The 12,702-nt window shown below is 54.5% G+C and carries 7 protein-coding genes; 3 read left to right on the top strand and 4 right to left on the bottom strand.

The features are described 5' to 3' along the window. The first annotated feature begins 163 nt into the window (after positions 1 to 163). Positions 164 to 3,694 (top strand): methionine synthase, encoded by a 3,531-nt coding sequence (gene metH, locus HS105_09480; GenBank protein ID MBE7516821.1) that lies wholly within the window; start codon positions 164 to 166, stop codon positions 3,692 to 3,694. A gap of 118 nt (positions 3,695 to 3,812) precedes the next feature. Further along, positions 3,813 to 4,943 (top strand): saccharopine dehydrogenase NADP-binding domain-containing protein, encoded by a 1,131-nt coding sequence (locus tag HS105_09475; protein MBE7516820.1) that lies wholly within the window; start codon positions 3,813 to 3,815, stop codon positions 4,941 to 4,943. Between the two features lie 76 nt (positions 4,944 to 5,019). Here HS105_09475 and HS105_09470 read toward each other — a convergent pair whose 3' ends face one another. Continuing rightward, positions 5,020 to 7,875: a VCBS repeat-containing protein gene (locus tag HS105_09470; GenBank protein MBE7516819.1), complete on the bottom strand. Its 2,856-nt coding sequence runs from the start codon at positions 7,873 to 7,875 to the stop codon at positions 5,020 to 5,022. Positions 7,876 to 8,102: 227 nt separating this feature from the next. Here HS105_09470 and HS105_09465 point away from each other — a divergent pair, with 227 nt between their 5' ends. Further along, on the top strand, positions 8,103 to 9,014 hold the full coding sequence (locus tag HS105_09465; protein ID MBE7516818.1) for a 1-acyl-sn-glycerol-3-phosphate acyltransferase: 912 nt from the start codon (positions 8,103 to 8,105) through the stop codon (positions 9,012 to 9,014). A 14-nt stretch (positions 9,015 to 9,028) separates the two neighbouring features. Here HS105_09465 and HS105_09460 read toward each other — a convergent pair whose 3' ends face one another. The 3 genes from HS105_09460 to HS105_09450 all read right to left on the bottom strand — a co-directional run bounded on the left by HS105_09460 (position 9,029) and on the right by HS105_09450 (position 12,560). Next, positions 9,029 to 10,648, bottom strand: coding sequence for a trypsin-like peptidase domain-containing protein (locus HS105_09460; protein MBE7516817.1), 1,620 nt, complete (start codon positions 10,646 to 10,648; stop codon positions 9,029 to 9,031). Between the two features lie 265 nt (positions 10,649 to 10,913). Beyond that, the gene (locus HS105_09455) at positions 10,914 to 12,326 is read right to left on the bottom strand and encodes an NAD(P)(+) transhydrogenase (Re/Si-specific) subunit beta (GenBank protein ID MBE7516816.1); all 1,413 of its coding nucleotides are present in this window, start codon (positions 12,324 to 12,326) and stop codon (positions 10,914 to 10,916) included. Continuing rightward, complete coding sequence (locus tag HS105_09450) at positions 12,327 to 12,560, bottom strand: DUF433 domain-containing protein (GenBank protein MBE7516815.1); 234 nt, start codon at positions 12,558 to 12,560, stop codon at positions 12,327 to 12,329. Positions 12,561 to 12,702: the final 142 nt, after the last annotated feature.

Here is a 12,702-nt window from a genome sequence, read left to right as displayed (position 1 = left end):
ATTGCAACTTGCGGCCACGTAAAAAAATCGGCTAAACAGCAGGAGTTAACTTGGCATTTCACGAAGACTCTGTGCTTGTTGCGGCATAGGGTTTTTGTTTTACAGGCCGTAGCGCGAAACGAGCTTTTGCGGTGCGGCCGCTGATCAAGGGGAAAGAGGCAAAATGGATCTTCAGGCGTTGTTAAAAGAAAAGATCGTCATTTTTGACGGTGCGATGGGCGTGTCGCTGCAGTCCGCTGATCTGTCGATAGACGATTGGGGCGGGCCGTCATTTGAGAATTGTTCTGAGAATTTGCTTTATACGCGGCCTGATGTTGTCGAGAATGTACACGCTAGTTTTCTCGACGTCGGCTGCGATGTGATCGAAACCAACTCTTTCGGCGGCAGCGAGGTCGTTCTCGCCGAATTCGGTGTCGCGGCAAAGTGCTACGAGATCAACAAAAAGGCCGCCGAGATCGCGAAACGCCTTGCGGGCGATTATTCGACAACGGAGCATCCGCGCTTTGTTGCAGGCTCGATCGGCCCCGGCACAAAGCTTCCGACACTCGGCCACATCACCTATCGCGACCTGAAGAATGCGTATGTCGAACAGGTTCGCGGCCTCATGGACGGCGGCTCTGATATGCTGATCGTCGAGACGTGTCAAGACATACTCCAAACAAAGGCGGCACTCGCCGCGATCTTCGATCATTTCAAGAAACACAAGATGCGCGTGCCGGTCATAGCTCAGGTTACGATCGAGGTTTTCGGCACTATGCTCAACGGCACCGAGATAGGTGCGGCCCTCACAGCGCTTGAGCCGTATCCGATCGATGTTATCGGAATGAACTGCGGTACAGGGCCTCGCCACATGACGGACAGCTTCCGCTGGCTTTGCGATAACTCGCCGCTGCCGGTATCGATCCTTCCGAATGCGGGCCTGCCTGAGGTCAAGGACGGCAAGCAGCACTACGACGAAACGCCCGAGAGCTTTGCATCGCAGGTCGAGCATTTTGCGAAAGATTTCGGTGCGAACATCGTCGGCGGCTGCTGCGGCACGACGCCGGAATATATCAAACTGCTTGTTGAGCGTTTGGGCAGTATCTCACCGAAGCAGCGTGACGCGAAGCTGGCGCCCGCGGCATCGTCAATATATTTTCAGCAGCCTTATAGACAGGATGCTTCATTCCTTATCGTCGGTGAGCGTGTCAATGCCTCCGGTTCGAAGAAGATGCGCGACCTGCTCGATGCCGAGGATTGGGACGGCCTTGTATCGCTTGCGAAATCGCAGGAAAAAGAAGGCTCGCACGTGCTTGATGTTAACGTCGATTTTGTCGGGCGCGACGGCGTATCGGATATGCACGAACTTGCATCACGCTTGGTTACGAACGTGAAGATCCCGCTGATGTTCGATTCGACCGAATGGGAGAAGATGGAGGCCGGACTCGAACACGCAGGCGGCAAGTCGATCCTGAACTCAACCAACTACGAGGATGGCGAGCCTCGATTCTTAAAGGTTCTCGAGCTTGCCCGTGAGTACGGAGCAGCGGTCGTCATAGGCCTGATCGACGAGGACGGAATGGCCCGCTCGGCAGAGAACAAGCTTGCCATCGCACGGCGTGCCCATAAGCAGGCGACCGAATTCGGAATTCAAGCCCACGATATCTTCTTCGATCCGCTGGCACTGCCTATATCAACGGGAATTGAGGAAGACCGAAAGAACGCGGATGAGACCATTGCGGCCGTACGCCGGATCAAAGAAGAAATGCCGGATGCGAACATCATTCTCGGTATCTCTAATATTTCGTTCGGCCTAAGCCCTGCGGCACGCGTGGTGCTGAATTCCGTCTTTCTGCATGACTGCGTTGAGGCGGGAATGAACTCAGCCATCGTTAATGCCTCTAAGATATTGCCGCTTATACGTTTCAACGAGCTGGAGATCGAGACAGCGCGCGACCTCATCTACGACCGCCGTAAATTCGAGCAGGATATATGTGTTTATGATCCGCTTGTCGAATTTACAAAGCTCTTTGAGGGCAAAACTGCACAGTCGATAAAGCCCGATCTTTCGAACTTGCCCATTGACGAGAAACTCAAGCACCACATCATCGACGGCGAGAAGATCGGCCTCGAAGATTCATTGCGATCGGCGCTCGAAACGTATAAGCCGCTTGAGATCATAAATGACATTCTGCTTGACGGTATGAAAACCGTGGGCGATCTGTTCGGTTCGGGGCAGATGCAGCTTCCGTTCGTTTTGCAGTCGGCAGAAGCGATGAAGGCGGCTGTGAAGTTCCTTGAACCATTTATGGACAAGGTCGAAGGCGTTAATAAGGGGACGATGGTGATCGCAACGGTCAAGGGCGACGTACACGACATCGGAAAGAACCTTGTCGATATAATTCTGACGAACAACGGCTACAAGGTCGTAAATCTCGGCATCAAGCAGCCGATCGATGACATCCTTCGTGCCGCCGAGGAGACAAATTGCGACGCCATCGGTATGAGCGGTTTGCTTGTGAAATCGACACTCATAATGCGCGACAATCTCGACCTTATGAACGAGCGTTCGATAAGGACGCCGGTGGTGCTCGGCGGAGCGGCTCTGAACCGGAGGTATGTCGATCAAGACCTTATGCCGCTTTACAACGGCAAACTCTTCTACGCTCGCGACGCCTTTGACGGCCTGCACGCGATGGACGCATTGACCGGCCCCGAAGCAAGAGCATCGGCCGCCGCCGCAAGCTCAGGTACAGTGGCCGCTGAAAGCATTGCCGACGATATGCCGGCATCCGAGGACCTTGTCGGTGACGATGCAAAGCTCGGCACGATCGCGGCACGCGTTTCAACGCGTTCGAGCGGAGATACCTCGCACACGGTTCGTTCGGATGTTGCCGCCGATGTTGCGATACCACAGGCGCCCTTTTACGGGACGAAGGTTGTCGAAATAACTGATCTGACAAAGGTCTTCGACTTTGTTAACGAGACCGCCTTATTCAAGGGTCAGTGGCAATACAAGCAGGGAAAGCGTTCGGCAGATGAATATAAGGCGATACTTGAGGGCACCGTCTATCCGCAGTTCGCCGAGGTAAAGGCCAACGCCATTCGACATAAGCTTCTTCAGGCCAAGGTCGTCTACGGATATTTTCCGTGCAATTCGGAAGGAAATGACCTGATAATCTGGGAGGACGATCTCAAAACAGAAAAGATGCGGTTCACCTTTCCGCGTCAGCCCATCGAGCAACGCGGCGGCAAGCGACTCTGCCTTGCGGACTATTTTGCGGCGATAGATTCGGGCAGGACGGATGTTGTGGCATTCGACCTCGTGACGATGGGGCGGCAAGCAAGTGAGTATTCCGCAAAACTCTTCAAGTCTGATAATTACACAGATTATTTACTGTTCCACGGCCTTTCGGTCGAATCGGCGGAGGCACTTGCCGAAATGTGGCACAAGCGTATCCGTGAAGAGCTTGGAATTGCCGGCAATGATGCGCCTGAGCTTGCCAAGCTGTTCCACCAAGGGTATCAAGGCTCGCGTTACAGCTTCGGCTATCCTGCGTGTCCGAACATCTCAGATCAGGGCAAGTTGTTCGAGCTTTTGCAGCCCGAACGGATAGGCGTAAACTTGACCGATGAATTCATGCTCGACCCTGAGCAATCGACCTCGGCGATCGTGCTTCACCATCCTGAGGCAAAGTATTTCAATATTGATTAGACGCTGTGTCCGCTTGCGGCATGCGAGCGATCTCCAACGACAATGCCGATTAGCCAAGCCCTCGGCAACATTGTAAAATGTTGCATAAGTAGGGCTTTCTCTCACATAAACTCTGTTTATGAACAAATCGATATTTATTGCCGGCTCGGGCGGGATCGGCGAGGCAGCGGCGCTTTTGCTCAGGGAATGGAGCGAGACGGATGTTACGATCATCCTCGGCGATATTTCAGAAAGCAATCTGAGCAGGGCAGTCGAGACAATTAAGGCGGGTTCCGCTAAGACGACACCTGTCGAAACGGTAGTGATGCCGCGTGACGGCATCAACGACGCAATGAAAGATGCTTTCGAGCGGGCCGATGTCCTTCTCGATTGTTCGCCGGGCGGGCAGGCTCCGAGAATGGCGAGATTTGCCGTCGATCATAAGTGCCACTACGCGAACCTTACGGAATATGTCGCCGAGACCGATGAGATCATTCGCCTCGGAGAAAATGCCGAGACAGGACTGATCTTGCAGACGGGGCTTGCACCGGGTTTTATCAACGTATTGGCGATGGGCCTTTACGGCGAATTTGTCCGAAAATATGAGAATGAGCAGGTCGAGCGCGTTGCGATGAAGGTCGGCGCTTTGACCGCTCATGCACACGCACCGCATTTTTACGGCTTTACGTGGTCGCCCATCGGTGTGGCGACGGAATATGTCAAGAATTCACGGGTAATACGCGACTTCGAAATTACGGAGTGTCCGGCGTTGTCGGATCGCGAAGTGATCGTTATCGGAGCGCGTACTTATGAGGCCGACCTGACCTCGGGTGGTGCTGCAGACCTGCCTGATCATTTCAAGGGCAAGGCCCGTTCGCTGGATTACAAGACGCTGCGGTATGTCGGTCATTACAGTTGGGTCGAGTCGCTTATAGCAAAGCTGGACGATGGGGAGAATCTGAGCGGCCGTTTGCAGGAAGAGATGTTGGCAGCGGTTCCTTCGGTCGAGGATGATCTTGTGCTTGTACACGCCGCCGTCGATGGTTTTGATGCCGGCGGACGGAGGCGAATGGTCGAGAAAGCGTATTTTGTTGAGCCGCTCGAGGTCAACGGACATAGCTTGCGGGCGATACAAACTACGACAGCCGCGCCTCTGTGCGAATCGGCAATGATGCTCCTGAGCGGAAATTACAAAGGAGTCCTGCTTCAGAGCAAGATCGACCCGAAGGTCTTTATGGCCGGCAGATTTGTTTCAAAGGTCTATCGCTAAAGATCAATTTTCATAAACAAAAGCGGGAAGCTCGAATAATGAGCTTCCCGCTTTTTGCGTTAGGTCTCGCCGCAATTTACGGCACATAGGCACTTGGTGTCGGGATATCGCCGGTCGAACCGAACGCCTGTATGAGTGTTCCGGCCGTCGATCGCTGGATATACCACGTGTTGTTTGACGGCCTGAAAACGGCAGTATCGAAACGGCCGTCCCCGTCATAATCACCCGGAACCGGTACGTCTCCGTTCGCTCCGAATGCGGATGCGTAATACGAGAAGTCCTCGCTACGAAGAATGAACCACTGGCCTGTCGAAGGCCGCCAGAAGGCAATGTCGGCCTTGTTGTCCGCGGTCCAGTATCCCGGCACCGGCCTGTCGGTCGAGCTGCCGAATGTTGCAGCGAAGACAGCTCCGTTGGAACTCTTTCTCAGCCACCATTCGCCGACCGACGGACGATAGATAGCGATGTCGGCCTTGCCGTCGCCATCGTAATCGCCGACTACGGGTTTGTCGCCCGAGGCGCCGAAATTGAAAATGTCGGTACCGCCGCCTGACTTCTGGATAAACCAAGTATTATTTGACGGGCGGAATACGACCGCATCCGCCTTGCCGTCCCCGTCGAAATCGCCCGTAACCGGTATATCGCCGCTCGTGCCGAACGGGAACGCGTAGTACGTCAGATCGTTACTTCGAAGAACGAACCATTCACCGGTCGAAGGCCTGAACAGAGCCCAATCGGTCTTCTGATCGCCGGTGAAGTCCGCCGGCACGATCTTGTCGCTCGAATTGCCGAATGTAACAGCATAATTGCCGCCGTCGCTCGACCTCTGATGCCACCATTGACCAACTGACGGACGATAGATCGAGAGATCGGTCTTGTTGTCGCCGTCATAGTCGAATGGTGCACGCGGGCCTGCTGACGGAACCGAGTTGATCGTAAAGTTCGCATCGCTGATGTCGAAGAAGATGTTATTCACTGCCTCAACTTTGATACGTGCTTGATTCGTGCCGATATTCGGAAGCGTAACACTCTCAGAACCGTCATTCGGCGTGCTTGCCGAAAGGACCTGCGTGAAGGTGAGGCCGCCATCTGCGGACAGCGATATTTTGACATTCGCCGCAGAAACCGGAGCTGAGGCAGTGTTAGCCGCATCCCAGGTTACCGCAACCGGTGAACCGCCGTTGAACGTGCCCGCTGTATTAGGGGCCGTGATCTTGAACGGGCCGCTGTTGCCGTCAACGTTCACTGTTGCCGTCGCCGTGTTGATGCCGCCGCCATTCAAACGATTGTCGCGTGCCACGACCTGGAACTTCATCGTTCGCGTGATCGCGGGGAGCAGTTCACCCGTCAGGAAACCGAAGTTTGTTGCAGGGGGCACATTGGCATTATATAGAATATACTGCAGCGACGGGAAAAGCCGTGTCGGGCCGGCAGTAGGAGGGTACGGCCGCAGGATCGGACGGGCATTACCGTCGGCATCTGTATTTGGTACTGCGGTCGTCGAACTGCCGAGATCATACTCCTGCCAATCGTAGGTCAGGGAGTCCCCATCCTGGTCTGACCCCGCCGCGGTAAGCGCAAAAGGCGTTCCTTTAGGAATATTGTAGGTGTCGGTTCCCGCAACAGAGACGGTCGGCGGCGTATTATTTGTCGGTGAAGATACGGCGCAAGTATTGCCGTTTCCAACCTGACTGTAATTGACGATCACTTCGAGGCTCTTTACATGGAATGTATCGATACTGTGATTTGAAAGATTCTGATTTCCGCATATCCCGGCATAGCCCATTATTGTAATGCCGCTTCCCGGTTCATATGCACTACCGCCTGAGCGGTTGCCGCTGCAATTCGACACGGTCGAGTTGAATGTGTGGTTCGCGCCCCATTGATGGCCCATTTCGTGGGCAACGTAGTCGATCGCGAACGGATCGCCGACCGGGTTCGGCAGTCCGGTTACACCGCGTGCTTTATTACTGCCGCAGGGGCCGTTAAGATTCGCGACACCGCCGCCGCCCGTCGAGACAACGTGTCCGATGTCGTAGTTGGCGGTACCGATCACATTGTTCAGCGTCGTTGTGTTCTGGGTGAGCATTGCTACTCCGTCATCATTCGTGTACGGGTCATTAGCCGCCGTGCAGGCTTGCCCTCCGCAGTTCGTCGAACCTGCAGCGAATATGATCAGGTCATTATTTGCAATGATGTTCATTCTGATCGCAACGTCCCGTTCATAAACACCGTTGACGCGATTCATCACGAGCACCTGAGCCGCCTGACATCCCGCAACAGTGCCGCCCCCGACCGCTTGGCAGTACTCATAGTCTGCCGCGAGAGCGAGGCGATACTGACGAAGTGTTGTTCCTGATGTTACATTTGCCGAAGATTCCGGTATGAAGTCGTTGGCATTGAAACCGTCGGCAAGCTTCATACTTTCGAGGCTCCGGTCAAAGTTGCACACCCACTGCCGATCGCGCGGAAAATCCTTTTTGTAATAAACGATGTAGTTCTCGGTATCACCTTCTACCCACGGATCTATAAGAACGGTGCCCTGTGTCGAAAGGACCATCGAGTGGAAACCGCTCGGCAGAAAATCGATCCTGGCCGTGGCAGTCGGGTCATCGACGCCGTGGGCAGTGTATGTTGCCGCAAGAGCAGGGAATTTGTCCGCAAGGCCCTTTTCGATGATCGGCGAATGCTCGATCTCAAACTTCTGGAGCGTTCCGTTCGGCATCGGCAGCTCGATATATTTTTTGAGTGCAGAGGCTGAGAATTCTTCGGGTGCGGCGTTCAGCTCAGCCCGCATTGCCCGGCCGTCAAGGCCAAAGACCTTAAAGGCTGTCGGGCGAAGCGGCTGAACCGTGAACTGTTCCATTGTTGACGGGTCTTTTTCGCTCCAAATTCCCGGTCGGACGCTTTGTGCAGAAATGAGACCTGCCATCAGTAGGATCGCCAGACAAGCGGCGAAGAAAAAAGTCATTCGAAAATACATATGTAGCTCCCTTTAGAACTGGATAAACCCGATGCCGGATGGCGGAAAAGACCGCCGCTTTCGGCTACGTCGTTGACGATAGCTAGGACAAAGCGGGATTTGACAATGGTATTTTATGTTGACCGTAATGTCCACTGAAACCACGCCGGGTCAAGCCTGCGCGAAAGGGCGGTGAAATGGTAAAATGGACAACTTCGATGACGACCGGATCTATCGACAAACCGACTAACACGCTCTCGACTGCGACCGAAGTGCCGCTTCTGCCTACCCGCGAAGAGTTGGCGGTACTCTCGAGTACCGAAAGGCTCGGTTTTCGACTGGCTCATCGTATGAATCTCGGCGGTTGGAAGCGGCTAATGACCTTCTTTCAACGGCATATCGGAAGCCTTTGGATATTTCTGGCGACGTATAATTTGATGAACGTCTTCGGTCTCGAGAATGTCGAGCATTCTGATGCAAAGAGGCCGCTGCTGCTCGTAGCGAACCATCGTTCGTTCTTTGATATGTACACCGTCTCAAGCGTGCTGTTCAGGCGAACGCGGCGGCCTATGCTGCTTTATTTTCCGGTCAGGGCAAAGTTCTTTTACTCAAGCCTTGTAGGTTGGTTCGTAAACTTTGTTATGGGCTGGTTCTCGATGTATCCGCCGTTCTTTCGCGAAGCCGGCGAGGCGTCGAAGCGGGAGTTCGATAAATATTCACTTCGGCGTCTCGTACAGCTCGCTGAGGGCGGGAGCGGCCATGTCATTGGTTTTCATCCCGAGGGCAAACGGAACCTTGAAGGCGGTCCTTATGACCTTTTGCCGGCACAGCCCGGGATCGGGAAGGTCATTTTTGATGCACGCCCGCAGGTGATACCTGTGTTCATCGCCGGTCTCGGCAACGACCTTCCGAGGCAAATACTCGGCAACTGGCGCGGAGGCGGGAAGGTTCGGATATGGTTCGGCGAGAGAGCAGATCTTACAGAGTTCTATGAACGCGGCGACCGCCGGCGAACACACAAGGAGATCGGCGACCATCTGATGACGCTTATTGCAGAATTAGGCGAAAAAGATCGTGATTGGATGATGTCGGAAAGCACGCACGCCTGACGAACGCAGCCTTTTCAATGAGCGGCAGTCTCCGGCGGCGTGGTTACCGGTTCACTTTCTTTGTTGGATTCCTCAGGCGGCTGCCAGCCGGCTTTACGCAGCAGATCGACCGCAAATTTTACAGGCACCGCCATGTTGGCGGCAGTATTCTCGGTAAATACGCCAAAATTTACGCCGATAACTTTACCGGCCTGTCCGAAAAGCGGTGCTCCGGAGCCTCCCTCAGCAGTCTTCGCGTCATGGACGATACGATTTGCATCAAGATCGGTGATGAGGCCTTGTGTGGTGAGCGGCACGATCTTCTGCGACTGCGCGAGAAAATCGATCAGAGCGACGCGTGAGTTGCCGAACCGCTGATTGATCGACTTTGCCTGGTCGTCGTCGATCATCGCAAGCAGCCGATCAGGGCCGCTCGGATAACCCATCGTTACCACAGTTTTACCGATAGCCGCTGAGGTCGAATCGGGATCGAGCGGAATGATCGGCAGGTCGGACGGCAGGATCGCCGGGTCGATGGATGCGATAGCAAGATCTTCGCGGCTGCCGAGCTGACGAACCTTCAACGGGAACGGCTGAGCGTATCTGGGGAAGTAAAGTACGAGTTTCTTGACGCGCGGCTTTCCGTTGCCGACCGCCATAATTTGTTTGACCTGATCGTCCTCTTCCCACGGCTGAACGACATGGCGATTCGTAACGATATAACCGCCGCCGACGTGAAAACCTGTCCCGATAAAGTCGTACTCGATAGGCGAGCCACTGCCTTCGGTGGTAATGCCTATCGCGTTCGGATAGCTCGGATGGCCGGGATCTTCCGAAGGGGGCTCGTACGGATTCGGCTTCAGCGATTGCGGGTCGGCATAACGCAGCACCTTGCCGGTCCTTTTATCGACAATGTCATAAACCCCGACTATCAGGCCGACGGCGCCGCCGTATTCGACACGAAGGTTCGGAGCGAGCGAGACGGTCTTTATCAGATCTTCGTTTGATTTATTAAGCTCGCCGATCTTGTCGCCGGTCTTTTGAAGCTCTCCTTCGAGCCGCCGAATCAGATCAGCCTGCGAATTTGCCGTGTTTCGGCTTTCGGTAAGCTGTCTGTTGATGGCGTAACCGATGTACACAACGCCCGTGATGAAACCGGCGAGCAACACCATAACGATGGCCTTGGTTGTCCAAGAGATCTCGCGGGCGAGTTCACGGGTGAATTCGCGAAGGAATGCCTTGGCGTCGTCGCGTTTTGCGGATGACGAACTCTCAAGGGCCGCCTCTTCGATGAACTGAGCGATATGCGACCGGTCACGGCCGGTCCGGATCAATGACGAACGGCTCTCTAGGGCAAAGAAAGCGAACTCAACTCCGGTGTCGCCCATCGCCACACGATCGCCGTCGGTAAGCGCGATGTAACGGCGTATCGGCTTGTCATTTACCGAAACGCCCATCGCCTCGTCAAAGTTGATGACGCGATAGACGCCGTCGGCATTTTCAAGATCAAGCCACACGCCCGCCGGCCCGCCGTTCGGCAGGTTTACCTGAAGGTCGCAGGTCTCATCGGCACCGATGCGTATGTGTTCCTGCGAAAAGAACTCGGTACGCTTTTCGGTGCCGGTCGAAATATGGATGACGATACCAAGTGCCATCTGTCTGCTTATCGAACCGATGAGATTTTAGCACAACCGCGCATTATATTGTCGAAAATATCGCGTACCGAAATATTCAGGTAAATCTCAGCAGAAAAATGGGTTATCCGCACAAGATCAACACACCGAAACATGGGTGAGCGCCGATCATTGCGGAGGCTTGCCCCGTTGATGCACTGCTCACGCAAAGCGCCCCGAACGGCTTCCGCTCGAAAAGCTGAGCGAACTCAAATCAATGCTTAGAATGACTCGATAACAGCGAAAACTAACCCCGCATTTCGGTCAGGATCTCATCAACGACCTTCTTGGCGTCGCCGAAGAGCATCAGCGTGTTGTCTTTGTAGAAGAGCGGATTATCGACACCGGCATAGCCGCTTGCCATCGAGCGTTTCATAACGATCACATCGCGGCTTTCCCATACATGCAGCACGGGCATTCCGGCGATCGGCGAGCCGGGGTCTTCCAGCGCCGACGGGTTGACGATATCGTTGGCACCGATCACCCACGCGACGTCCGATGAGCGGAATTCGTCATTGATCTCGTCCATCTCAAAAACAATGTCATACGGAATATTCGCCTCGGCGAGCAGGACGTTCATATGGCCCGGCAAGCGGCCTGCAACCGGATGGATCGCGAACTTTACCTCAATGTTTTTTCCCTTAAGTATCTTGACGACCTCGGCAAGCGAGTGCTGAGCCTGTGCGACCGCAAGGCCGTATCCCGGAACGATGATGATCTTTTTCGCAGCCTGCAGCAGGTCTGTCGCTCCGGGCGCGTCAATGCTATTGACATCGCCCGCGGGTGCGGCGGATGCCGAGTGTGTGCCCGTGCTCTCGGTGCCGAAGCCGCCCAGCATCACGCTGACGAACGAACGGTTCATGCCCTTGCACATGATCGCCGAAAGGATCGCACCCGATGAACCGACGAGAGCTCCCGTGATTATCAGCAGATCGTTGCCAAGCATAAAGCCCGCCGCCGCCGCCGCCCAACCTGAATAGCTGTTTAGCATCGAAACGACAACGGGCATATCCGCGCCGCCGATCGCCATTATAAAGTGCAGGCCCAAGATTCCTGTCAAGATCGTTGCCGCAAGCAACACGTAAGCCGCCGCATCCGAATGGCTCGTCCCGCTGAGCGTGAAGAAATAGACGCCGAGGATGACCGTGGCTAGCAGCATCAGAAGGTTAATGATATGGCGGCCCGGCAGCAGGAGCGGCCTGCCGCTGATCGAACCCCGCAGCTTTAGGAACGCGATGACCGAGCCTGTGAATGTGATCGAACCAATGCAGACGCCTACATAGATCTCGCCAAGATGAAGGCTGTGCTCGGCGGCCTCTTTTATCGGAGCCGTCGGGTCAAGATATGTTGCAAAGCCCACAAGCACCGCCGCCAGACCTACAAAACTGTGCAGGATCGCCACTAACTCTGGCATCGACGTCATTTGGACTCGCGCCGCAAGTATCGCTCCAATTACAAGCCCCGGCGCAAGCGCGCCAATGAGCAGCGGCAGGCCGCCGACGTTCATTGCCGCAGCCGTCGCGACCAAGGCTATCAACATCCCGACGATGCCGAACCAATTGCCGCGCCGCGCGGTCTCCTGCTGGCTAAGCCCGCCAAGACTCAAAATGAACAACGCACTCGCGGCGATGTATGCGATTGTGATCAGGCTTTGTTGCATTTAGTTTCGTACAACCGGTACGGTCATCAGTGTGCGTTCACGATCCGCAGCGAAAGCGATACAAGCTTTCAAATCATCACAGGTTAAATCTGGAAAATCTTTGAGAATTTCGTCATCGGTCATTTCCGAAGCCATATAGTCTAAAACCTCTGCAACCGTGATTCCTAGTCCGCGAATACAGGGCTTGCCTCCGCGTTTGTTTGGTTCCATCGTAATGTATTCTCGATAATCCATAGATTCAAAATTATACGCTATTGATCGATCTTTCCTGCGATAACTCGCCCAACCTCAAAATGAACAACGCACTCGTGCCGATGTATGCGATTGTGAAAAGGCTCAAATAGGTTCTTCCGGTGTCCCGTGGGGACGAATGTCA

This window comes from Chloracidobacterium sp., assembly GCA_015075585.1.
In the GTDB taxonomy this organism is placed as follows: Bacteria; Acidobacteriota; Blastocatellia; order Pyrinomonadales; family Pyrinomonadaceae; genus OLB17.
The sequence above is the reverse complement of the archived record's forward strand: the minus strand, read 5'-3'. Positions and strand labels throughout refer to the sequence as shown.